Origin of the sequence: Nocardia sp. NPDC051981, from assembly GCF_040680715.1 — a bacterium.
Lineage (GTDB): Bacteria > Actinomycetota > Actinomycetes > Mycobacteriales > Mycobacteriaceae > Nocardia.
This window is the reverse complement of sequence record NZ_JBFAXK010000006.1, coordinates 358,476-382,128: the sequence shown is the minus strand read 5'-3', so window position 1 is coordinate 382,128 and position 23,653 is coordinate 358,476. Positions and strand designations below refer to the sequence as shown.

The following is a 23,653-nucleotide window of genomic DNA, read 5'->3' as shown; positions in this document are numbered from 1 at the left end:
TGGCTGATCCCTGATCCTTTCCGATGATCAGGTCACCTTCCCAATGGCCGGGCACGGCCCGGTCCTCGACCTCGGCGGGCCGTTCGCTGATCATCGCAACCCCTCACGATCGAAGGTGTTGCGACGATCCCTAGAACCTGCCACACCGGGTGGGGGCTCAGCAGAGTCTCTACCAGCAGCGATATATGCGCTGGCCCACTTCTTCGGAGAGGCTCAACGACGGGAGCAGGATCGGGCCATGGGGCAGGCCCAGCCGCTCGAGGTGTTCACGGCGTTCCAGATAGGTCAGCGTGCGCAGGTCCTGGCCGCCGAGACCCACCAGATCGAACACATACAGGCACGCCGGCATCGCCCCGATCAATGCTGGGCTCGGCCTTGTCACGCCCAGCCGGCGCCCGATAAGGGGAGAACCGCGGCACCCCCGTCACGGTCCGGGCCACCAGTTCACCGTCGAGGGTCATCTCGCGCCCCGCGGCGGCGATACCACGGCGTGGCAGATCTCGGGGAAGTCCGGGTTGGGGAGTTGCCGTTACGGCTGATCATGTGGCACACGCCGTCGGAAATCCATGCCAGGCAGCGGATTCCGTCGTACTTCCATTCGTAGGCGTACCGGGGATTGTCGGCGGTCGGCGCGGGCGTGGCGAGCATCGGCGCTGGATGGCGCATCCATACGCCGACCGCTACCCGAAAAGATACCGAATGGTCGCATTAGCGTGACGCTCCGGAATCCCGCACTGCTGGTGGAACATTCGCCGGAAGGTCCGTGCCGGGAACTACCGTGGTGCGCCGATCGAGCCGGTGCTGGTCATGTGGGTGTGGGCGGCTCGGCGGCGGGGTGCATGACGGCGTTCCACCACGATTCGAGCCGACTCGGCTCCGGCCAGCGCACTACCGGCACATCGTCATCGGAATCGCGGGTGATGGCGGGTGCGGTCGAATGCCGTTTTCCCGGCCGGCGGACGGGTCTGTCGCCGCGTGGTTCGCGTGGGGTTGCTGTCATGGCGCACCTCCGAAATCCCTTGCCCGGCGCCCGGTCTCACCGGGGCGGGCTGGATTCTCAACTCGCGGCGGCGGTGTACGCCGAGGTCGACCGCGCGCGAGGAATGCCACGAACGCCCAGGGCAATGCCGAGGGGTCTGCGCCACCGCTGAGGGGGCCGACCTGCGCCAGCGTAGGCGTTCAAGGTCAACGGCAGGCCACGTCCGAGCCAATTCCCGGGGTTCGAGCCGATTCCCGGGGTCGGTCTACACCCCGAGATCGATCCGGCGGGCGCAGCCTGGCGCACTCGGTACGGACGACGTACCGATCGGATGGGGAGAGCGCATCCCCCACTGACCAGATCGGATGAACAAGGGTCTCGCTCCAGCATCGCGGTAGTGCACATGGGGCGAGACCCTCGTATCGGCTCAACCGTCGGTGTTGTGTGCTGCACCGACAGCTGGGCGCGTACCGAAAGGTCGGCCTTCTCAACCGGTCGGTGCCCGATCGTGGCCGTACTGATGATGAGGTCGTTATCGTCCCCGCGGGCCCGCATCGCGCAAGGGCTTGGCGGGTGGCGTACGGGCATACCATTCATTCAGGGTTCATAAAAAAGCCTGGTCACTCGCGGCTGTGCAGGGCGCTGACCGCGAACGGTGTCTAGGCCCGGTGCGCCCCGAAACCAGGTGATGGTGATGAATCACCAAACCGATCCCGTCCTCATGACCTCCTCGGCATCGACCACGCTCGACGACACCCACGTCTGCACCGTCTGCGGCGAGATCGACGTTCTGACCGCGCCTGCGTTCCAGCGCTGCTCGACAGCCTCGACACCGGCGAATCGACCCGCGTCGACATGAGGGCGGTGAGTTTCTTCGGCGTGGCCGGCGTACGCGCCCTGCTCGCGGCCCGCGATTTCGCCGACCGGCGCCACTGCGCGATGTGTATCGATGGCTCCTACTGCGTCACACGGGTACTCGAAGTGGTGGGTCTGGCAGCAGAATTCGACATCTGCGAGCAGCGCCGACCGGCCGATGTCCGAAAACGATGATCGTCGGTCGCGGCCGCGTTCGACCGCATCGAGGTCGCCGCCGAAAATCGGGCGTATATCGAAGCCACCGCAGCTGAGGGTTATCGGTCGCCACGCCGGTTCCACCGCTAGATCAGCTCCTACCAGGGGATATTCCCGAACTTCATTGGATTCTCGGCGATTGCCGCGGGAACCCCAGATGAAGGCATCGATCAATTGCTCGGAAGAATCTGGCGGGGTTATGGTTGTGGCGCGCCTGTGCTATTCGCCGTGCTGCGGATGTATCGGCCCGTATTTCCACCGCTGATTCGGTAGCAGTCGACCGAGTAATTTTCCGCGCACTTTGCGCGGGGATAGCCCTGGCGCAATCGAGTTGAATGGATCATTAGAAGGATCAGCAATGTTCGCAATGACCAGGCAAACGGTGGCTCGGGCCATCCTCGCCGGTGCGATTGCGGTGGCTCCGGTCACCGCCGTGACCGTGCCGGTCCAGGCCGATGTGGTCACCAACTACACCCCCGCTCCTGTCGATCAGCACGGGGACCACAGCTGGGACAGTAAGCACCACTTCTTCCCTCCGGGCTGGGGAATCCCTCCGGGATGGTTCAAACATCTGCTGCCGTTCGACTTCTTCGATTGGTTCGATTGGGACTAGTCGAGCGTTCGATACGACCGCCGGCGCCGACACTCGCACGCGGACGCCGATGTTGCGATGCGCCTGCACGCATGTCCGGATTGTGATGTCCGAAGGATGGGCGTGAGCAGGCGCAACGACCCTACGAGTGATGAAGCCAGCGGGTATTCGGTTCCCCGGCAGGCCCGGATGGTGGCGACATGGGCGTGGTCCTGACCGATCGTGCCGGCTACCCCGCGCGCTGCACCCCGGCCCGGTCCGCGGCGTAGCGGGCGCGGGTATCGGCGAAGATCGTGACGCCGTGCCCGCCGCTCCCGGGTATCACTGCCGGCCTGGCATGAACGGCCCGCCTGCCCGGCTGGGCAGTCCGCTCGAGGGCCAGTGATTGACGGGCCCGTCAGCGGGTAGACGACCGATGTCGGTGCTCGTTCGGCCCCAGGCCGAGTACACCCGATATGGCGTGTTGCCCGCCCGCCCTGTCCGGACCTGCGCGCTAGACGCGCACGCCGGGGGCGGGCAACACCCTCCGACAGGTGAGTAGTAACGGAGCTCGAACCAGATATCGCTGCTGGTCAAACCTGGATTCATTATTTCTGGGGTTCTGCCCGAACTCTGACAACGCCTGATCCTGGAGATCCGTGTGGCGCATCGAACTCGTGGTGGGTCGTCGGCTTGGTGTCGATAGTCAGCTCTGTTGTGGAGTGAGCGATCGTGCCAGCTGTTCCAACATCGGGTTCAGGCGTGGTCCGAGTGCGGCGACACCCATTGCGGCGGCGACGCCGGCCCAGGCGAGCGGGCCGAGCGGGGTGCAGCCGAAGAACTGGCTGACCAGCGGTGTCTCGATCAATGCGGCCAGGACGGCAGCCGAACCGATGACCGTGACCAGGACGAGCGGGCTGCGTCGTCGTCCGGTCGCGGTCTGGACGAGCTGAGCACCGACGACCCCGCACAGCGCCATCGTGCTGGTTCGACGCGCCGAGCCAGGAGTGAGGGTGCCGATCAGCCAGGCCGTGGTCGCCGCGAGCGTCGTGGTGATCCCGCGGCGGCGGATCTGACGGGTCAGCGGGTCGCCGAGTTCCGCGATACCGACGCGGCCGCTGTCGACGGCGTCCTCGTCCTGGTCTGTCTCATCTCTCGGGGTGACCGAGAGCGCCATCGCCGGGAACATGTCGGTCAGCAGATTGACCAGCAGGATCTGGCGGGTGGACAGCGGCGAAGCGCCCGAAAGCAATGTGCCGAGCACGGAGAAGCCGATCTCACCGGCGTTGCCGCCGATCAGCACGCTGATCGCGTCCGCGACGCTGCGCCACAGCGCCCGCCCTTCGGCGACGGCATCGACCAGCACGGTCAGCTCATCGCTGGTGATCACCAGGTCGGCCGCGTTCCGCGCTGCCGCCGAGCCGTGGACGGCGATGCCGACTCCGATGTCGGCGGTGCGGATGGCGGCGGCGTCGTTGGCGCCGTCGCCGACCATGGCCACCACGCGCCCGGCTTCCCGGAGTCCCTCGATCACGTGGAGCTTCTGCTCGGGTGCGACGCGGGCCACCACGTCGCTGTTCCGCAGCAGTCGCGCCCGGCCGGTCCGGTCCTGGGCGGCCAGCTCGTCGCCGGTGACCACCGTGACATCATCTGGCCAGCCGAGCTGCACCGCGACCGCGCGGGCGGTCTGCGGATGGTCGCCGGTCAGCATGACGGGCCGGATGCCCGCCCGGCGCAGATCGGTCACCAGCGGTGCGGAGCTGCGGCGCGGGGTGTCGGCCAGGGCAAGGAAGCCCAGCAGGTCCAGGCCGGCCAATGGTTGTGCGAGCACATCGGCGGGATCGTCCCGGCGCGTCAGCCGGCGACCGGCGACGGCCAGCACCCGCAGGCCGCTGCTGGCCAGGGACTGCGCTTTCGCGCCATCGGCAGTGTCGTCACAGGCGGGCAGGATGACTTCCGGTGCGCCTTTCGCCAGCAGCATCCGGGCGCCCGTCGGATCGGTCGCGACGGCGGCGGCGTATCCACGGCTGGCTTCGAAGGGTTGGACCTCCACAGGCGTCCACGGTGATCCCGGCGGGGTCACAGCGAGGATCGCCTCGTCGGTGGCGTGGGCGTGGATGCCTGCCTCGTGGTCGGGCGTGCGGCAGGACAGCGCGGCGGCGTGGAGCAGGGTGGTCGCGGCGGTGGAGTCGGCTGGGTGCTCGACCCCGTCCGGGGTGGCCAGGCGCACCACATGCAGGCGGTTCTCGGTGAGCGTGCCGGTCTTGTCGAAACAGATGGTGTCCATCCGGCCGAGCGCCTCCAGGGCGCGCGGGGTGCGGACCAGGATGCCGATACGGCTGAGGCGTCGGGCCGCGGCCAGTTGCGCGACTGTCGCGACCAGCGGCAGGCCCTCCGGGACGGCAGCCACCGCGACTGCCAGCCCGCCCCGGACAGCTTCGCGCACCGGCCGACCGCGCAGCAGCGACAAGCCGGTCACGGCCGCACCGCCGAGCAGGGTGAACGGAAGCACGGCGCTGGTCAGCTTGTGCAGCCGGGCCTGCACGCCGGGCGCCGACGGGGTGCGGGAGGCCAGATGCTCGGCACGGCCGGTCTCAGTCTGGTCTCCGATTCCCACCACGACGGCACGGCCGTGACCGGCGACCACCGTGGTGCCCTGGTACGTCATGCAGTGGCGGTCGGCCACCGGTACCTGGGGCGTGGCGTCCACGTGCTTGGGGGTCGGCAGCGACTCACCGGTCAGCGAGGACTCGTCGACCTCCAGATCGTCGGCGGCCAGCAGTCGGGCATCGGCCGGTACCACGTCGCCGGTGTAGAGCTCGATCACCTCACCGGGAGTCAGCTTTTCCGCTGCGATCGTGCGGGTTTCGCCCTGGCCGAAGTCAGCCACTCTGCGGGCTTGCCGACGCTGCTCCCGCTTCAGCCCGGACAGCGCACGCTCGGCCCGAAACCGCTGCACCCCACCGATCAGAGCGGTAACACCCAAAGCGCCGAGCACCATCAGCGCGTCCACAGTGGACCCCAACAGGGCCGACGCCGTCGCGCCGACCAGGAGCAACGGTGTGAGCGGATCGTGCAGTTCCGAGCGGATCGCGCTGACCAGGCCGATCGTCAGCCGCGCCGGAGCGAACACCGGCAGGCGCGCGACCCGGCGCACGATAGTGCGAGGGTCAACCAGCGCGGCCGGCTCAGTGGCACGGACGACTCGCAACCGGGCCATCGCCTCCTGGGGCTGCAGAGAGTGCCACGGAATCCGCGGCGGCGGGTGTGGTGCGCGGTCGGTACTGACCTGTACGGCGGCACGCCAGCCAGAGACGAGCGAGGCGGCGGCAGCCGCATTCACCGGAGAGAGTCGAACGCCGAACGGGAAGGTGACGCGTTTGGAGCGGGCACCCCGGGTCACCACCATCAGCCCGGCGAGCGCCGCGCCCGCCTCGGTGAAGATCCTGGCGTGGTTCGCGACTGTGCGCGCGGCGGGGATCGCCGCCAGGATCCGCCACGCCCCGGCGAGGCCGTGCAGCAACAGGGCGTCCGCACCCCACACCACCGCGCTGCGCTCGTCGGTGAGCGAGACAGCGATGTCACTGCTCATCAGGCCTGCCAGCACATCGCCGCCCTCCGGACCCAGTTGCTGCTGCGTCCCGGCCTCGCCGACGGGAACATGAGCCACCGTGAGAACGACCCGTCCACTGCCCTGCAGCTCCCGCACCACATCGGCCAACGGCCGTTCCGCGCCCACGAGTTCGTCGGCCAGCGCACCGAAATCGCCGAGCGTGCCATCGTCCTGAACCACGACGTACAGTCCGGCCCGGCGGGCCGCGTCCAGCGCGGCCTCGGCCAGCGGGTCGATCTCCCAGCCGACGAGGACAGAGCCGATATCTCTGCCGCGATCGGAGGCAATCATCAAACCGGTCTCGGCGAACCGGCCCTGGTCGGGTACCGGCCGCAAATCGAGCTCCCCACCCGACTTCTTCAACGCCGCCGTGGCGGCCTGCCACAACCTGTCGTGTTCCCAGTCGGGAACGTTCGTGTTCACATCCAGCACCGTCCGCCGGGTGCTTCGCAGCGCCTGCGGGTGCAGCACTACGGTGTCGACCAGCTCCAGTTGCCTCAGCCGGTCGAGGTTGCGCACCAGGACGCCTTCGCGGGCCAGCTCGGTATACAAGGTCGCGGCGAAGACCGCCGGGCCGTACCGGGCAGCCTTCGGGTTCCCGGCCAGTAGCGCCTCCGCCGCCTCCTGCACATCGCGGGTGACCAGCAGCGCTGCGGCCGCACCGGATACGGTTCCGGTGACCGCCTGCTCCCGGAACCATTCGCCCGGATACCGACGCAGCGGCGGCCGGGCGGCCTGCCGGCCGGCAAGGCTCAGTCGCTCCGGTGCGCAGACCGTGTCGTGCGCAGCGTCGAAGGCGGCAGCCCTGGCGACGGCCTCGGCCAACTGGCTAGCCCGCAGCGCAGCATCCAGTGCCAGGGCGGTGGGCGACTGACCGATGGCTTGCACTGCGGCGTTGGCCGCGGCCAACACCAGGTCGGTGGCCGAGCGTCCCAGACGACGCCGCAGCATCCTCCGTATGCGCGGATCCTCGCGCAGTAGCGTCACCCCGGCAGTGATCAGAGGCGGCGCGCTGTGCAGCCGCACCGTCCGGGCGGCCAACGCCGTGGTGACACCCACCGCGTCGCAGGCCAGGGCGAGCGCCCCGGACCGGACGCCTCCGGTGTGACCGGGGTGAGCGGGCTCGAGAACATCCTCGTCCGGACGTTCCAGCTTCTGCCCGGCCGCGAGCTCGGTGGCGCGATCCACCACCTGCTCGGTGACCGCGTCCTGGGTCATCTGCACGACCAGCCGGGCCAGCCCGCCATCCCAATACGCGACCAGGACGTCCGGGCGTTTTGCCAGGGCGGTCGCCACCCGTCCGGCTGCCGTCTCCATGCCACGCACCGTGGCCCCCGCAGCGGGCCGCAACGGCAGCTGCACCCGCGATCCGGCCCGCCAGTACCCCCGACCCGGCGTCGCCGCGTTCACACCGACCCGCCCGACACGGACAGCGGTCGCCGAGACCGACGCCTCGGCACGCACAGCCGTGCGCACACCAACATTCACCGCACCGGCGGCCACCCGGATCGAGGCACCAGCTGTCGGAAGAACCCGGCGAAACACTCCGGCCGGCGCCGCCAGCGCGAGGTCGAACCCCATCTCGGGCAGCCTGATCAGCAGACCTGGGACCATCGCTCACCTCGCCGAGCTGCCAGCCGATCGTGGTCGAAGTCGACCGTGCGGGGGTTCGTCGCCAGGTTGACGGGTTCGGTCTCCCTCACCGTGGTTTTCTTTGCCGTGCGCGGTGTCGTCGATGCCTGCCCCAACCCCGCCAACGCCTCCTCGACCGCCGTTTCACCAGGCAGATGGCTCACGGTCGATTTCACGGTGTCACCCCGGCAATGCAGCGTCGATGCCGCCGAAGAGGACGGTTCCCTTTCCGTGCTCATGAATCAGTCACCTCACAGACCAGACGTACCCGACGCCTCCACGACGAAACGACGTCAGGTACACCCATGAGCGCGGCGCACGGCACGCTGGCGAACAAGCGGGCTGCATGGATCCGGCTTCGAGCATGTGCCGGATAGCGCATGAGCGCATCCCGCCGGAACAGGCCACCGACCGATCGAGCGCCGTGGGTGGCGAGAGTCCTGGTAACTCAGTCCAACGTGTGTACTGATGCGGGATTCGCGCGGCAGAGCGGTTTCAGCACCGTGACCGATCGCGGCCCTCGAGCCCAAGGACCTGACCCGCGAGGACGCCCCGGCCGAACTCGTCGCCAAGGAGCGCGAGATCGCCGAGGCCACCGCCGGCGAAGAGGGCAAGCCGGAGGGCGCGCTCCCGAAGATCGTCGAGGGTCGCGTCAACGGCTTCTGCAAGGACGTCGTCCTGCTGGAGCAGCCGTCGGTCACCGACTCCAAGAAGACCGTCAAACAGCAGCTGGAGGCGCCCGGCGTCACCGTGACCCGCTTCGAGGCCGGCCGGGCCTGATCACCTGAAGCATCGAAAAGGCCCTTCGCCCATGGGATTCCGAGGAGCGAAGGACCTTTCTCGTCTTGCGGTGGCGGAGGTGCTATCCGATCCCGTTGCAGGTGGCGGACAGGGTGCAGGGGCGTGCGCCGCCGAGCAGGACGTTGAGGAGGTCGGCGGGCGCGGCGAGCAGCGGACCGGCGAGGTTCGGCAGTCCGGCCTGGGAGCTGCCTTGGCCGGCGGCGACGGCACTACCGGTCGGAATGGGACCGGTGGTCGCGCCCCAGATCGGATCCGCGGTGGCGGGTGTGAGGGGTATTTCGGCTGCGGCCGGCCCCGCGACGGCGACGAGGCCCGCCGCGAGGGCGAGAGCAGCGAATCCTGCTCGGACCGTGCGGTTCTTGGTGTTCACGCGCCGAAGATACGTGAAATAGCTTCGTTTGCAACGGGATTGAGCGCCCACGGTTCCTTGGGCAGAGCTTCCAGGGCCCCACCCAGACAGGGATGCCTGCTCGCCCACCAGCTCGGCGCCAACCGCATCGTCTTCGAATCCAACTACGGGCGGCCACATGGCGCGCGCCATTATCACCCAGGCATGGGAAGCACTACAACGCACCGGAGATGGAGCTAAAGTCTGATATATATACGGCCGCAGGCTACTCGGAGCCATCCACATTCGAGTGCCGTCAGGCTAGCCGCAGTGCGTTTCCAGGGAGACCCTCGTTCCGACCGCTCGCCGGTAGCCGAACGATGGCCGCACTCCGCGTATGACCTTGCGAACCAGAGTTCTTGGACGTGCGATCAGTGTTTACTGTTCGCACACAATTAACGAGACGTAACGATCGATCAAGACCGTGACGTGTCAGCTGACACTACACTCGGATTCAACCCCTCCAGATCGAGGGTTTCACCGTTCGAGCCTGTCAGCGCCAACGCGGTGTCGCGCTCCGTGCCGCGATGCACGGAAATCACCAGACGTCCGGGATCGACGCTGTGAGCTGTCGGCATGCCCTATCCGCCGGCGGGCCGCGTCCGGCACCAACACGACCCAGGAGGACTCCGTGGGCCACCAGCACACCCCTGCCGCCATCTCGACCGCACGCGCCATTGGCGATGTGAGACAGCTCGATTCGCTCGATCTGCACCTGCTCGATACCGAAACTTCGACTACGCCACTGCATATTGGCGCGATTACGCTGCTCGACTCCGCATCAGCAACGAATGGACCGCTCGATTCCGAAGCACTGCGACGGCTTTTCGCAGAGCGGCTGCCCCTCGTCGCGCCGCTACGCCGCCGGGTGCGCACGGTCCCGTTCGGATTGGACCTGCCGTACTGGGAGGACTGTGCGGAGATCGACCTGAAATACCACGTCCGGGATATCCGGCTGCCGGATGGTGCGGATGATCGAGAACTCGCCGACTACGTCGCGCGCCGCCATGGTCAGCCGCTCGACAGGTCGCGTCCGCTGTGGGAATGCCACCTCGTGTCCGGACTCTCGGGCGGGCGGCAGGCCGTCTATACGAAGGTGCACCACGCGGTGATCGACGGCGTCTCCGCCGCCGAGGTCATGGCAGCAATATTCGATATCTGCGAAACACCCTCCGCCACACTGCCGTCGACTCTGGAGGTACGTCGCGGCCGGACACCATCGACCGTTGAAATGCTCGCGCGCAGCCTCCCGAACGCGCTCACTCGACCGGCTACCCGATTCCGCGCCGCCCTGCGCGCCGTGCCGACGCTGCTGCGTTCCGCCGATGATCTACGCACCAAGCACCCCGACGTACCGTTCAACGGTCCCCTCACCAGCGCCCGTAGCGTCGCCTACACATCGCTGCCCCTCGATGCGGTGAAAACTATCAAGAACAGCGTCGATGGGACGGTCAACGATGTCGTGATGGCCTTGTGCACCACCGCGTTGCGGACCTGGATGCGCGACCGCGGCTTCGCCACCGACCGACCGCTGCTGGCCGCCATACCCGTATCGGTGCGCACGCCCGAGCAGTTCGGTACCGCAGGAAACCAGTTTTCACTCATGCTCACCACGTTGCCGATCTCCGAGACCGACCCACGTCATCGAGTGAAACTGTTGCGGGACAATCTGCTTGTCGCCAAACAGCGATTCCGCACCCAGTCATCGAACCTGCTGCACGAGGTCACCACACTGCTGACACCACTGCTGCATGGCATGCCCACCCGAGCTGTGATGCGCGCGGCCGCGTCCACTCTTCCCCTGGTCAACCTGCTCGTCTCGAACGTGCCGGGTCCACAGATACCGTTGTACCTCAATGGAATTCGCGTGCTCTCGAGCCACCCTGTCTCGGTGCTCACCGAGCTGTCAGGCTGTCTGAACATCACTGTCATGTCCTACGACGGACACCTCGACTTCGGAATTCTCGCCTGCCCCGACACCGTTCCGGACGTCTGGCAAATCGCTCGGAATCTCGAGGACGCACTGGCCGAACTCCAGGCCTGACTGGGCCCGACCGGGACATTCCAGTCCGGATACCGAGCATGCGGCGAAATCCTCGGCCACGGCGGAGTAGCCCGCGCGGACATCAAACGCTGACGTGAGGAAGGCGGGGCCATGACCGACGACATGCCGGTAACCGAGCAACACACTGCCCGCCATACACCTGGAGACCACGCGCCGCACGATCACGTGGACGTCCGCAAGCTGCCGACCCCCTTCGGGCTTGAGTTTTGAGCACAGCCGATAGACCGCAGCGAGGAGTTCGTCACGGCCTACGAGAACCAGCCGGAGCATCGGCGGCCAGGCCCACCGCACCGTTGACCGCGGTCGGCCGCACGAACCTGCTTGATCCAGCAGTCGGTTTTCGGCGCCGCGCCGCTTGGCCATGATCTGCACGAACTCGTGCGCGAGCTGAGCGAGGACGGTCAATTCCGGGCAGACGGTCAATGGTTCGTCGAGGTGGGCGCGAGTAGCGATCACTACGCCCAGCGGCGGTTTCCTCCATGTTTCGGATCGAGGGAGGTACTGGGTCGAGGCGATTAACAGAACACCGAAAAGTCCAGGACGACGATTACACCGCATCGACTTCGCAGCAACCCTCGCAGTCGGCGATACGCTGAAGGCGCAACTAATTACGTTGTGCCACAGCATGATTCATGATCCGATCCACACACGTGGATGGTGAACATCCGGAAACCTCCAATTTTTCCGCAGGCGACCAATCGGAAACACTCCGAGCGTGAACTTGGTCCATCGGTGACCACCCGGACAACCAGCGGGCGCACTGCCATTCACCGAATTCACACCGACCACGCTCAGGAGACGAACCATGTCGGCACCCACCACATCGACCTCCGAGATCGATAAGGCGATCGAGGAGAACATCGTGAAATCGCTCGCCGAAATCCCGCACCCGGCCCTGCCGAAGGGCACCAGTATCTACGGCGGCACCAAGATCTTTCCCGATTATCAGGCGGAGGCGGGTGAGACCTATTTCACGCTGGTTCACGGTATCGCCCATGAATCGTCGGTGAGTTTCGTGGCCATTCTGCAGGCGACGCGCGCGCTCCGCAAAGGTTTCGAGTCCGCCATCTACTTCTACGGTCCCGGCGCGATCAACTGCCTTGCCACCCGCGGCTTTCCGACCACCGGCGACAGCGGGTTCCCCGGTGAGCAGAACATCAACGAGGCCCTCGCCACCTTCATCAAGGAGGGCGGGAAGGTGTTCGCCTGCCGGTTCGGTCTCGCCTTGCACGGTGCCCGCGAGGAGGACCTCATCGAAGGTGTGATCCCGGCGCATCCCCTGGACGTGCAGGACGCGCTGATCCACTACGCCCGCAAGGGCGCCATCATCAACTCCACCTACCAGCTGTAGGCCGACCGTCATGACCGAGGTATCCACGCGAGTAGATCTCGCACTCTTGGGCATCCGCGTCGATGTGCCGGTGCAGCGCCGTTCCGGTGCCGGCCCCAGCGACGACGGTCATGTGCTGTTCGGGGGTGCCGGCGCTGCCATCCCCCTCCGCCCCGAGAGCCCATACACGATTCGTGCCGATCGACTGCTCTACGAGGGCACCGATCTCGGCGTGACCGTCGAACCGGTGCGCCGACCCCGTTTCTACGACCTGCGCACGGCCGACGGCCTGGCGTACGAGCAGATCGCCAGACTGCACGGCAAGGACGTGCTGGCGACCACGGTGGTGCAGACCTGCGTCCGCTACGGCGAAGACCAACGGTGCCGGTTCTGTTCCATCGAGGCGTCGCTCGCGGCGGGCAGCACCATCGCGGTCAAACGACCCGATCAGCTCGCCGAGGTGGCCGAGGCGGCGGTGCGGCTCGACGGTATCCGGCAGCTGGTGATGACCACCGGCACCTCGGCCGGAAAAGACCGTGGCGCAAGGCATCTCGCGCGCTGTGTGCGGGCTGTGAAGCAGGCGGTGCCGACCCTTCCGATCCAGGTGCAGTGCGAGCCGCCCGGCGATCTGGCGACGCTGACCGAACTGCGTGACGCGGGAGCCGATGCGATCGGCATCCATGTCGAGTCGCTCGACGATCGAGTGCGGGCTCGTTGGATGCCGGGAAAGTCCACCGTGCCGCTGTCGGAGTACCGGGCGGCCTGGGCCGAGGCGGTGCGGGTATTCGGCCGTAACCAGGTCTCCACCTATCTGCTGGTCGGTCTGGGCGAAGACCCGGACGAATTGGTCTCGGGTGCGGCGGAACTCATCGCCATGGGCGTGTACCCGTTCGTGGTGCCGTTCCGGCCGCTCGCGGGAACCCTGGCCGTCGACGTCGACGGTGCGAGCCCGCCGACCGCGGCGGTCCTCGAGGACGTGACCCGCCGAGTAGCGGCGGAACTGCGCCGGACCGGCATGCTCGGCACGGACCAGAAGGCCGGATGCGCGGCCTGTGGGGCGTGCAGCGTACTGCAAAGCGCGGGAGGCTGAGATGACGACCACCGAACCGACGGCCGCACCCCGATCCTGGCTCAACGAACTGTCCGGGGCGCGTGCCACATCGCCGGATTACTGTGTCCTGTCCGGACATAGGGCCCCGGCCGAGCCCGAGGACGGATTCCTCATCCGGCTCGCCGAGCCCCGGCAGGTCGCCGCGTATCACGCCTTGCGCAGAAAGAATTTCGTCGTCGAGCAGGGCTTGTTCGCCGGCAGCGACACCGACGACATCGACGATGACCCCCGGACCCGGATCCTGGTCGCGCTCGCACCGGACGGTGCCGTGCTGGGCGGAGTCCGCCTGGCACCGGCCACCGCCGAGGATCTCGGGTGGTGGACCGGCAGTCGCCTGGTGGTGGACTGCGGGCGGCGCACCCGGGGTGTGGGCGGCGCACTCGTGCGAGCGGCGTGCGCGTACGCCGAAACCCATAACGTGCTGCGGTTCGAGGCCACGGTGCAGACCCGCTACGAGTTGCTGTTCACCCATCTCGGGTGGGTCGCACTCGCCGAGACCACCGTGGCCGGTGCGCCGCATGTGCGGATGCGCTGGCCGATCGACCGCATCGAGCGGCTGGCGCGATCCACCAAGGCAATGCTCGGGCAGGCGCTGTGCGAGTTGGGCGATGCGCCGATGACGCTGGGCGGCACCGGATTCCGAGGTGATGACGGCGCACCGGTACCGGGCTGCGACCTGGTCGCCGCGTGCGACGCGATCCTGCCGTCCATGGTCGAACGTGACCCGGAATGGGCCGGATGGTGTGCGGCCCTGGTCAACCTCAACGATCTCGCCGCGATGGGCGCGGACCCGATCGGCCTTCTCGACGCGGTCGCCGCGCCCACCCGGTCGCTGCTGACCCGGGTGCTCCGGGGCCTGGGTGCGGCCAGCCGCGTCTGGGAGGTGCCGGTGTTGGGTGGCCACACCCAGTTGGGTGTCCCGGCGGCGCTGTCGGTCACCGCGCTCGGCCGTACCGCCCGGCCGGTGCCCGGAGGAGGCGGTGAGGTCGGCGACGAGCTCCGGCTCACCGCTGATCTGGGCGGCGGCTGGCGGCCCGAATATACCGGGCGACAATGGGATTCGTCGTCACATCGGAGCGGCGCGGAATTGCGGGCACTGGGCCGGTTCGTCTCGGACACCGGTCCGAAGGCCGCGAAGGATGTCAGCATGGCCGGCATCGCCGGGACCGCGGGCATGCTCGCCGAGGCCAGCGGTGTCGGGGTCGAACTGGATGTGGCCCGCATCCCGCGCCCGCCGGGCGCCGAGTTGGCCGACTGGATCACCTGCTTCCCCGGCTTCGCGATGCTCACCGCCGATCGCCCCGGCACCCCCGTCAACCCCGTAGGCCCGGCGACGACCGCCGTGTGCGGCGTGCTCAGCGCGACTCCCGGCGTGCGGCTGCGCTGGCCTGACGGAGAAATCACTCACGCGCTCGAAAGCGCGGTAACCGGATTGGGACACTCATGACCGAACTATCGATCTCCGTGGCCGCCGCCGAATTCGGCCGCGACATGGAGGCGTGCTACGCCACCATCGGCTCACTGATCGAACAGGCGCAGGAACGCGGTAGCCGGCTGCTGGTGCTGCCCGAGGCCTGCCTCGGCGGCTATCTGCCCAGCCTGGGCGGCGGCGGGGAGAGCGAGGAGGCCAAGCAGCGCCGTCTGCGCAGTCTGCCGCCGGCTCTCACCCTCGACGGCCCGGAACTGCGCCGCATCGCGGCAATGGCAGGTGAACTCGTCGTCACGCTCGGATTTTGCGAAGCCGATGGCGATCTCCGCTACAACGCCGCCGCGACCGTCACCGGCGACGGGGTGCTCGGCTCCTACCGCAAGGTGCATCAGCCCCTCGGCGAAAACCTTTGCTACGCTGCCGGATCCGAATACCGCGCCTTCGACACCCCGGTCGGCCGCATGGGCATGCAGATCTGCTATGACAAGGCATTCCCCGAAGCCGCACGAGCGCTGGCACTGGACGGCGCGCAGATCATCACCTCGCTCTCGGCCTGGCCCACCGCCCGCACCGCCACCACCGAACGACTCGAGGACGACCGCTGGACCCAGCGCTTCGATATCTTCGACCGCGCTCGCGCAGTCGAGAACCAGGTGGTGTGGGTCGCGTCGAACCAGGCCGGGACGTTCGGCTCGTTGCGCTTCGTGTGCAGCGCCAAGATCGTCGGTCCCGGCGGCGACGTGCTCGCCACCACCGGTACCGAACCCGGTCTCGCCACCGCGACGGTCGACGTCGATCACGCACTCGAATTGGCGCGCGGCGGCGGCATGTACAACCTGCGCGACCGACGCCCCGAGCTCTACCACAGCGTCGTCGCCCGCCACGGCGTGGTCGGGCAACCCGCGGTGCCCGAAGAACTGGAGGCGATCCATGCCTGAGATGACATTCGACATCCGCTGGCCGGACGGCAATGTCCAGTCCTGCTATTCGCCCTCGCTGGTGATCCACGATCATCTGGCCACCGGCGTCGACTATCCGATCGACGACTTCCTGACCCGTGTCTCGAGCGCTTTGAACACCGCGGCCGAGCGGGTGCGCGAGAAGTTCGGCTTCTACTGCACCTCCGCCATGCACACCCTGGACGCCATCCAAGCAAGCGCAGCACAGGCCCGGACATCACCGGGCACGGTACGCGTCCTGTCGATGACTCCGCCGTCGGTCGAGGCGGCAACCACCGGAGGAAAACCATGACCCCCCAGGCAGACTCGGGTACCGCCGTGGAACACCGCGACGTCGTCGTGATCGGCGCCGGACAGGCCGGGCTCTCCATCAGCTGGCATCTGACCGCACGCGGCATCGACCATGTCGTCCTCGAACGCGACACCATCGCCCACGAGTGGCGCGACACCCGCTGGGACAACTTCACTCTCGTCACTCCCAACTGGCAGTGCGTGCTGCCCGGATACAGTTACAACGGACCGGACCCGCACGGCTTCATGAAACGCGATGAGGTCCACGCATGGGTCCGCGCCTATGCCGACACCTTCGATCCGCCGGTTCGCGAACACGTCGCCGTCACCGCGGTCACGGTAGCGGTCGACGGCGGCTTCGACATCCAGACAACATCGGGCCCACTGCATTCCGATCAGGTGGTGGTCGCAGTAGGCGGCTATCACACGCCGACCGTGCCTCGCTTCGCCGAGCGGTTGCCGAGCTCGATCCGGCAACTCCACTCCGCCCAATACCGTAGCTCCGCGGACCTGCCCGACGGCGCCGTCCTCATCGTCGGTACCGGCCAATCGGGAGCACAGATCGCCGAGGACCTCCATTTGGAGGGTCGGCAGGTGCATCTCGCGGTCGGGACCGCGCCCCGCGTCGCCCGCTTCTATCGGGGCCGCGATTGCGTCGCGTGGCTCGAGGACATGGGCCACTACGACATCCCGATCGAAGATCAGCCCGGTGGGCTGGGCAAGCGGGAGAACACCAACCACTACGTCACCGGTCGAGACGGCGGCCGCGATATCGACCTGCGCCAATTCGCGGTCGAGGGTATGGCGCTCTACGGCCGGATGGTCGATGTCGCCGACGGCACAGCGCATTTCGAGCCGTCGCTGGAGCGGGACCTCGATGCCGCCGACGCCGTCGCCGAGAGCATCAAGGACTCCATCGACGCCCATATCGCCCGTGCGGGGATCGACGCGCCCACCGAACCGCGCTACCGCCCGGTGTGGCGTCCCGAGCACGAGATCACCGAAATCGATTTGTCGGCAAGCGATATCACGTCGATAGTGTGGTCGGTCGGGTTCCGCACCGACTACCAGTGGCTGCGCGTCGGCGTCTTCGACGGTGAGGGCCACCCGTGCCACAAGCGCGGCGTCACGACCACGCCCGGGCTGTACTTCCTCGGGCTGCCCTGGCTGCACACCTGGGGCTCGGGCCGCTTCGCCGCCATCGCCCGCGACGCCGAGCACCTCGCCGGGCAGATCACCGCCATCGCCCGCACCACCGCGGCGGCCTGAGGCGCAACCCATGGCCGTCACCCGAATAGCCGCCGTCGCAGCACATTTCGGCGCAGACATCGCCCGCGCCCTGGACAAGATCGCCGGTATCATCGACCGGCTCACCCAAGACGGCGTCGACCTGCTCGTGCTGCCCGATGCGAGCCTCGGCGGCTACATCGGAGACCTCCGCAACCCGGACCCAGCCGCCGGGCCCGAGGCCATCGACCCCGATGGACCCGAGTTCCGGCTGTTGTGCCGGTTGGCCGGGGACATGACGATCTGCGTCGGCTATGCCGAACACGCGGACGGTGCCCGCTACAACGCCGCGGTGTGCCTCACCGGCGACGGGGTGCTCGGCCGCCACCGCAAAGTACACCAGCCGGCCGGGGAACACCTGGCGTACGCGGCCGGAGATCGCTTCGCGGCCTTCGATACCCCGGTCGGCCGGATCGGCATGCTCATCGACTACGACAAGACGTTCCCGGAATCCGCGCGCGCTCTCGCTCTCGACGGTGCCCGCACCATCGCCGCGCTGTCGGCCTGGCCCGCCAGCGTCACCGATCGCGCCTCCCGGATGCCCAACGACCGGCAATCCCGCCTCTTCGACCTGTACGACCAGGCCCGCGCCGCCGAGAACCAGGTGGTGCTCGCCTCGTCCAATCAAACCGGAATCACCGGCGACCTGCGCTTCCTCGGCCAGGCCAAAGTGGTCGGACCCGGCGGTGACATCCTCGCCAAAACCTGGTCCAAGGGCGGCCTCGCGGTGGCGGACGTCGACATCGACGCCGAAGTCGAGCGAGCCCGGCGCGTCCTGCGGCACCTGGAGGAACGGCGCGTCGACGCCTACCACAACCTGATGACCGAAAAGAGCGGCGACTGATGCGGATCGCACTTCTCACCTACTCCACCAAACCCCGTGGCGGGGTCGTGCATACGCTCAATCTCGCCGAGGCGCTCACCCGGCTGGGCGCGGATGTCACCGTATGGACGCTCGGACGTGGCGGTGACGCCGCCTTCTTCCGCCCCGTGGATTCCTCCGTGACAGTTCGCGTCGTTCCCTTCGCCAGTGCCGACGGCGAACAGGTCGGGACGCGGATCATGCGTTCCATAGACGCATTGCGGCAGGCGTTCACTCCCGAGGACTACGACATCGTGCACGCACAGGACTGCATCAGCGCCAACGCCGTCGACCGCCGCATCCGCACCATCCACCACCTCGACAACTTCACCACCCCCGAACTCGCCCGCTGCCATGAACGCGCCATCGTCGAGCCCTACGCACACATCTGCGTGTCGGACGCCGTCGCGGCCGAGGTCCAGGACGGATGGGGCCTGCGCCCCACCGTGATTCCCAATGGTGTCGAATACGACCGCTTCGCGGCCGCCGCAGATGACTCTCCCAACGCCACGAATGCTCGCGCCGCCTGGCGACGCCGACTCGGACGGTACATCGTGGCCGTCGGCGGCATCGAACCCCGCAAGGGCAGCATCGACCTGCTCGAGGCGTTCGCCCTGCTACGACGCGATCATCCGGACCTGCACCTCGTCTTCGCCGGCGGCGAAACACTCTTCGACTACCGCGACTACCGGGCCCAGTTCGATGCTCGCGCAACCGAACTCGACATCCGCCCCACCATCCTCGGCACCGTCCCCCACACCGAACTCCCCGCACTCGTGGCGGCGTCGGCCCTCCTCCCCTTCTTCTCCACCAAAGAGGGATTCGGACTGGCCGCCATGGAAGCCCTCGCCACCGGAATCCCCGTCGTAGCACGCGATCTCCCAGTGCTGCGCGAGGTATTCGGCGACACCGTCAGCTACGCGGCCACTCCCGCCGAGCTGGCCACGGAACTCGCGCGAGCGTTGGTTCCCGACCCGCGCCGCACCGAGCACGGCAAAGCCCTCGCCGCGCTGTTCAGCTGGGACCGAACGGCCCGATCCCACCTCGAGTTCTACCGCACCCATTCCACAGCAGTACCGCCCCGAATGCTCACCACCCAACGCTGACCGCAGAGAACATGGAAATCCCCACCAACCTCGCGCACATCCAGTCCGTCGACTGGGCCAGAATCCCCTGGGACACATTGCTCGTCGAACAGACCGGCGCGAAAATACCTGTCAAACCCCTCTTCGCCGATCCCGTGGGGCCGATGGTGTTCTAGGACAGTGTGATTCGAGTTGACCGGTGCATTTGCCCGGGATTCGGGTGTGAGGCGCTGTCGGTGCGGGGTGTCGGGGCCTGCTGGCAGAGTGTGCGGCGAGGTGGCAGTGGCTGATTCGAGGGAGGTCTGCGCGGCGTGGGAAGACGGGTTCTGGTGACCGGCTCGCGGTCGTGGGAGGACCGGCGCGTCATTCGGGATGCGTTGGCCGAGGTGTGGGATCGGGATGCCGTTCTCGTGTCGGGGGCTTGTCCGACCGGTGCCGACGCGCTGTGTGAGGCGTGCTGGACTCACTGGGGTGGGCAGGTCGAACGGCATCCAGCGGATTGGAAGCAGTTCGGTCGGCGCGCGGGCTTTCAGCGGAACGCAGAGCTGGTGCGATTGGGCGCCGATGTGTGCCTGGCCTTCATTCACGACGGTTCGGCCGGTGCCAGTCATACTGCCGATTTGGCGCGACGAGCTGGTATCCCGACGCGCGTCTTCCGGTCCGGGATCGTGCCCGAGGGCGTTGGGCGCTGAAAGCGGTCCTGGCGATTGTGGTTGCCGGGACCCGTTTCGTGTGCGGTCGAGTGGGTCTGGTTCGGGTCGTGTCGTGGGTGGGGGTCAGGATCGAATCGGTTTCGGCCAATAGTCCGCAGTCAGGCGTTAACCCGGTGTTCCGAGGGCACTCAGGATCGCCAGTGCGTCCTCCCGCGTGGATGAGTACACATCCGAGGCGAGTTCGCGAAGCTGTGCCACGAGTCGACTCCGGTCCGCCGCATTGCCCCACCGAGGATCGCTCGTGATCGCATCCCGAATGTCCTCGGCAGTCGGCAGATCCGCCGAGCACTCGACCAATGCCGCTAGGACCAGGCATAGTTCGTACGGCGCGTCATAATGCTGGCCCAAGAAACCTTCAGCCGTGGCATGTATGGCCGCGAGGTCCTGCCCGTCATCCTGCAGCCGACGCAGCAGACCCGATACCCCGCGGATGCTCGCATTCATAGCTGCCACTCTGACACAGTGTCATTCGTGGACAGCGATTCGTTCTGGCGCATCATCGACGCCGCCGGCACAGACCGTGCACCGTTCGCCGAAGCGTTGGTCGATCACCTGGCGGACCTCGCCCCGAATGAAATCCTCGAATACCAGGACCGCTTCCTCAATATCCATGACGCCCTTTACCGCTGGGACGTGTGGGCAGCCGCATACCTGATCGGCGACGGTTGCTGCTGGATGAAACAGGTCCGCGAGGCGCGACTGCCCGAACTCGAACCCTTCTTGACCGGTCTCGATCAAGACCACGATGCCGCCGTCGCCGGCCTCATCCTTCCCTACAGCAGCGGCCCGATCGAGGGCGTGAACACGAAGACAAAGCTCATCAAGCGGCAGATGTATGGCAGGGCCGGCTTCCAGCTACTCCGCCACCGAATCCTGTTGGCCTAGTTCGCTATCCGCCACCACCGAAAGAGGGACGGAGCCGTTGTTCGTACAGTCCCGTGACACGATTGCTGTTGATTACCCGAATGAGCGGTGAGATTCAGTGCAGGTACGACGCTCCGTTGACATTCAGGACCGCGCCGGAGCTCCACGTGGCTTCCGGGGAGGCGAGATAGCGTACGGCCGAGGCGATTTCCTCGGGTTGCGCGACGCGGTCGAAGGGGCTCTGGGCCCGGACGCCGTCGGTGACGCGGTGGGCGACGCGTTCGGTCGCCACGAAGCCGGGTGCCACCGACGCGACCGCGATTCCGTAAGGAGCCAAGTAGACCGCGAGCGATTGGCCGAGGGCGTGGACGCCCGCCTTGGTGGCACCGTAGGCGGGGTAGTCGGGTTCACCTCGGAACGCGCCACGGGAGCCGATATTGATGATCCGGCCGGGGACATCCTTGTCGATCATGTGACGGGCAGCACAATAGGAGACGTTCGCCGTACCGATCAGGTTGACATCCACAGTCTTGCGCCAAGTCTGCTGCCATTCGGCATAGGAGGTTTTCGCGAGCGGATGCGCCAGATTCACCGCCGCATTGTTGACGAGCACATGCACGGTGCCCAGCGCCTCTACGGCCGCCGCGACAATCCCCTCGGCCGCCTCCGGCGAACTGATATCCCCGTCGATGAGCACATGTCCATCACCTGGCAACCGCCGCAACGTCTCCTCGCCATCGGCCTGCCCGGACGAATAATGCACCGCCACCCGATCACCGTTCTCCGCGAACGCCACCGCGATTGCCCGCCCGATCCCCCGCGAAGCCCCTGTCACCAACACACCGCGACTCATCCGTGGTTCTCCATCTCCCTACCCTGCCATCCTCGATGAAGATGAGTCCACACGAGCGCAGTCGGTCGGCAGCCATACCTTGGGCCAGGTGTGTGAACGTAACGGGGAAGCTCTGACGATGATCACTCTGCCTCAACTCTCAAAGCGCGAACCAGTTCCGAGGGGCCACATCACCCGGACCGAGATCATGGGGTCAGGTCAGGGGAGATCGTTGGTGTCGCGTTGGCAGGTGAGGTCGGCATCGGGGAGGGTGCCGTCACGGAAGTAGGTATTGACGACGTCGTTCACGCACTGGCTCAGGTTGGAGCCGAGGACGCCGTGAACGCGGGTGTCTGCCAGTGTGACCATTCGTGACGCTGTCAGGTCCTGGTGCAATGCAAGGCCCTGCTGGTAGGGGGTGCGGGTGTCGCGGGTGGCCTGCAGGATCAGGGCTGGTGTCGGGTTGTGCACGGCGGTGGGTGGCTCGACCGGGTCCGGCCAGAACGCGCATGCGGTGATGTTGTTGGCGAACGCGCCGAACACCGGTTGGGTTGCCCGGACGCTTTCGATATTGCGGCGATACCAGGCCAGATCCCGGGGTGCGGCCTTGTCGCCGCACAGGACCGCGGCCATGCCCGAGGCATCCAGCGGAACGGGACCGCTAACCTTCGCTTTCAGCTGCTCCATGTCGATGGGCAGCCCGGACACCGCGTCGGCCAGGGTCCGCACAAGCTCGGCGAGGCTGGCGTTCTTCTTCGGATTCGACAACAGCGACAGCAGCATCATCGGAACGGTGTGTTCATCGATGAGATAGCCGTTGCCGATGACCGGATGCGTGGCGGCACGTCGGATCATGTCCTCGACAAAGGCTCGGACCTGCGGTCCGCTGTTGCCGAAGTGGTAGTCGGCGTCGTGGCGGGCTGCCCAGATCGCCCAGTCGTCGAGCCCGGCCTCGTTGACGGCGCCCATGTCCTGGTACGTGCCGATCCAGTAGCGGTCCGGGTCGATGGCGCTGTCCAGCACGATCCGGTCACTGTGCTGAGGGAACATCTGCGTGTACACCGCGCCCAGGTAGGTGCCGTAGGAGTCGCCGTAATAGTTGAGCTCGCGTTCGCCGAATGCGCTGCGGATGACATCCATGTCGCGGGCGGTATTGCGGGTGGTGATGGACCGAGCCTTCTCGGGATCGGGTATTACGCAGGAAGCCGCGAGCGCGGCGGCCAGGGTGGCGTCGCGCGCGTAGCCGAAGGCGTCGAAGCCGGCCGAGAACAACATGCTGGGCAGCGGCAGCGCACAACTCATTCGGTCCGATCGGCCGATCCCACGCGGGTCCATGCCGATCAGGTCGTACCGGGCGCGGACATCCGGTGTGAGCCGATCCCGCAGGTCGGCGATCATGCTCAGGCCCGGACCGCCGGGACCGCCGGGGTTGGACAGCATGATCCCGCGTCTGCGGGCCGGGTCGGTGGCCGGGATACGCGAGATCGCTACGGTCAGCGTGCGCGAGTCCGGTCGGTTGTAGTCGAACGGTACGACAACGCGCGCGCACTGAGCCCCCGCACTGTCGAGCACCGCATCGTTACACGGCGTCCAGTCCAGCGGCTGGTGATAGAACGACTCCAGCCCACCCGGGATGTCGTCGACCGGATCGGCGCTTGCCGGTCCCACGGGCAACGTGGCGAATGCAGCTGCCGATATGACTCCCAGAACGAGCCATCGTAGCCATGTTGTCGGCATCGCATCTCCTGCCCGCGACCTCCGTGTACGCAT

General features: G+C 67.1%; 21 protein-coding genes and 1 pseudogene. 15 read left to right on the top strand and 7 right to left on the bottom strand.

Annotation, left to right across the window (positions count from 1 at the left end):
* Nucleotides 1–169: 169 nt before the first annotated feature.
* Nucleotides 170–349 (bottom strand): hypothetical protein, encoded by a 180-nt coding sequence (locus tag AB0L60_RS15130; protein WP_364613064.1) that lies wholly within the window; start codon nt 347–349, stop codon nt 170–172.
* A 1,365-nt stretch (nt 350–1,714) separates the two neighbouring features.
* Here AB0L60_RS15130 and AB0L60_RS15125 point away from each other — a divergent pair.
* Together AB0L60_RS15125 and AB0L60_RS15120 are read left to right on the top strand one after the other, a co-directional pair.
* Nucleotides 1,715–2,029, top strand: coding sequence for an STAS domain-containing protein (locus tag AB0L60_RS15125; RefSeq protein WP_364613117.1), 315 nt, complete (start codon nt 1,715–1,717; stop codon nt 2,027–2,029).
* Nucleotides 2,030–2,408: 379 nt separating this feature from the next.
* Nucleotides 2,409–2,663: a hypothetical protein gene (locus AB0L60_RS15120; protein ID WP_364613061.1), complete on the top strand. Its 255-nt coding sequence runs from the start codon at nt 2,409–2,411 to the stop codon at nt 2,661–2,663.
* Between the two features lie 664 nt (nt 2,664–3,327).
* Here AB0L60_RS15120 and AB0L60_RS15115 read toward each other — a convergent pair.
* Both AB0L60_RS15115 and AB0L60_RS15110 read right to left on the bottom strand, forming a co-directional pair.
* Nucleotides 3,328–7,710 (bottom strand): cation-translocating P-type ATPase, encoded by a 4,383-nt coding sequence (locus tag AB0L60_RS15115; protein WP_364613058.1) that lies wholly within the window; start codon nt 7,708–7,710, stop codon nt 3,328–3,330.
* 119 nt (nt 7,711–7,829) lie between these two features.
* Nucleotides 7,830–8,105, bottom strand: coding sequence for a hypothetical protein (locus AB0L60_RS15110; protein WP_364613055.1), 276 nt, complete (start codon nt 8,103–8,105; stop codon nt 7,830–7,832).
* A gap of 271 nt (nt 8,106–8,376) precedes the next feature.
* On the opposite strand from AB0L60_RS15110, the pseudogene AB0L60_RS15105 reads away from it, so the two are divergent.
* Nucleotides 8,377–8,646 (top strand): annotated as a pseudogene (locus AB0L60_RS15105) (elongation factor Ts); the annotation flags it as partial.
* 82 nt (nt 8,647–8,728) lie between these two features.
* Here AB0L60_RS15105 and AB0L60_RS15100 read toward each other — a convergent pair.
* Nucleotides 8,729–9,037, bottom strand: coding sequence for a hypothetical protein (locus AB0L60_RS15100; RefSeq protein ID WP_364613052.1), 309 nt, complete (start codon nt 9,035–9,037; stop codon nt 8,729–8,731).
* 649 nt (nt 9,038–9,686) lie between these two features.
* On the opposite strand from AB0L60_RS15100, the gene AB0L60_RS15095 reads away from it, so the two are divergent.
* From AB0L60_RS15095 to AB0L60_RS15045, 11 genes are all read left to right on the top strand, one after another.
* Nucleotides 9,687–11,099 carry a wax ester/triacylglycerol synthase family O-acyltransferase gene (locus AB0L60_RS15095; RefSeq protein ID WP_364613049.1) on the top strand — a complete coding sequence of 471 codons (1,413 nt, stop codon included), beginning with the start codon at nt 9,687–9,689 and terminating at the stop codon, nt 11,097–11,099.
* An 826-nt stretch (nt 11,100–11,925) separates the two neighbouring features.
* Entirely contained in the window at nt 11,926–12,471 is a 546-nt protein-coding gene (locus AB0L60_RS15090) for an MSMEG_0572/Sll0783 family nitrogen starvation response protein (RefSeq protein WP_364613046.1), read from the top strand.
* A gap of 10 nt (nt 12,472–12,481) precedes the next feature.
* Nucleotides 12,482–13,540, top strand: a complete 1,059-nt coding sequence (locus tag AB0L60_RS15085; protein ID WP_364613043.1) for an MSMEG_0568 family radical SAM protein — start codon at nt 12,482–12,484, stop codon at nt 13,538–13,540.
* 1 nt (nt 13,541) lies between these two features.
* On the top strand, nt 13,542–15,008 hold the full coding sequence (locus tag AB0L60_RS15080) for an MSMEG_0567/sll0787 family protein (RefSeq protein ID WP_364613040.1): 1,467 nt from the start codon (nt 13,542–13,544) through the stop codon (nt 15,006–15,008).
* The gene (locus AB0L60_RS15075; RefSeq protein ID WP_364613037.1) at nt 15,005–15,928 is read left to right on the top strand and encodes a carbon-nitrogen hydrolase family protein; all 924 of its coding nucleotides are present in this window, start codon (nt 15,005–15,007) and stop codon (nt 15,926–15,928) included. Before AB0L60_RS15080 ends, AB0L60_RS15075 begins: the two co-directional genes overlap by 4 nt.
* On the top strand, nt 15,921–16,241 hold the full coding sequence (locus tag AB0L60_RS15070; RefSeq protein ID WP_364613034.1) for an MSMEG_0570 family nitrogen starvation response protein: 321 nt from the start codon (nt 15,921–15,923) through the stop codon (nt 16,239–16,241). The genes AB0L60_RS15075 and AB0L60_RS15070 overlap by 8 nt, the downstream gene beginning before the upstream one ends.
* Nucleotides 16,238–17,509 carry an MSMEG_0569 family flavin-dependent oxidoreductase gene (locus AB0L60_RS15065; protein ID WP_364613031.1) on the top strand — a complete coding sequence of 424 codons (1,272 nt, stop codon included), beginning with the start codon at nt 16,238–16,240 and terminating at the stop codon, nt 17,507–17,509. The genes AB0L60_RS15070 and AB0L60_RS15065 overlap by 4 nt, the downstream gene beginning before the upstream one ends.
* Nucleotides 17,510–17,519: 10 nt before the next feature.
* Nucleotides 17,520–18,371 (top strand): carbon-nitrogen hydrolase family protein, encoded by an 852-nt coding sequence (locus AB0L60_RS15060; RefSeq protein ID WP_364613028.1) that lies wholly within the window; start codon nt 17,520–17,522, stop codon nt 18,369–18,371.
* Nucleotides 18,371–19,495, top strand: coding sequence for an MSMEG_0565 family glycosyltransferase (locus AB0L60_RS15055; protein WP_364613026.1), 1,125 nt, complete (start codon nt 18,371–18,373; stop codon nt 19,493–19,495). Before AB0L60_RS15060 ends, AB0L60_RS15055 begins: the two co-directional genes overlap by 1 nt.
* An 11-nt stretch (nt 19,496–19,506) precedes the next feature.
* A complete protein-coding gene (locus tag AB0L60_RS15050; protein ID WP_364613023.1) occupies nt 19,507–19,650 on the top strand; it encodes a hypothetical protein in 144 nt (47 codons plus the stop codon).
* Nucleotides 19,651–19,785: 135 nt separating this feature from the next.
* Entirely contained in the window at nt 19,786–20,166 is a 381-nt protein-coding gene (locus AB0L60_RS15045) for an SLOG family protein (protein ID WP_364613020.1), read from the top strand.
* Between the two features lie 126 nt (nt 20,167–20,292).
* Here AB0L60_RS15045 and AB0L60_RS15040 read toward each other — a convergent pair whose 3' ends face one another.
* Nucleotides 20,293–20,631 (bottom strand): hypothetical protein, encoded by a 339-nt coding sequence (locus AB0L60_RS15040; RefSeq protein ID WP_364613120.1) that lies wholly within the window; start codon nt 20,629–20,631, stop codon nt 20,293–20,295.
* Here AB0L60_RS15040 and AB0L60_RS15035 point away from each other — a divergent pair.
* Nucleotides 20,524–21,072, top strand: coding sequence for a DUF4240 domain-containing protein (locus tag AB0L60_RS15035; RefSeq protein WP_364613017.1), 549 nt, complete (start codon nt 20,524–20,526; stop codon nt 21,070–21,072). The genes AB0L60_RS15040 and AB0L60_RS15035 overlap by 108 nt on opposite strands.
* Nucleotides 21,073–21,166: 94 nt before the next feature.
* Here AB0L60_RS15035 and AB0L60_RS15030 read toward each other — a convergent pair whose 3' ends face one another.
* Together AB0L60_RS15030 and AB0L60_RS15025 are read right to left on the bottom strand one after the other, a co-directional pair.
* A complete protein-coding gene (locus AB0L60_RS15030) occupies nt 21,167–21,904 on the bottom strand; it encodes an SDR family oxidoreductase (RefSeq protein WP_364613014.1) in 738 nt (245 codons plus the stop codon).
* A gap of 198 nt (nt 21,905–22,102) precedes the next feature.
* Entirely contained in the window at nt 22,103–23,551 is a 1,449-nt protein-coding gene (locus tag AB0L60_RS15025; RefSeq protein ID WP_364613011.1) for an alpha/beta hydrolase, read from the bottom strand.
* Between the last annotated feature and the right edge of the window lie 102 nt (nt 23,552–23,653).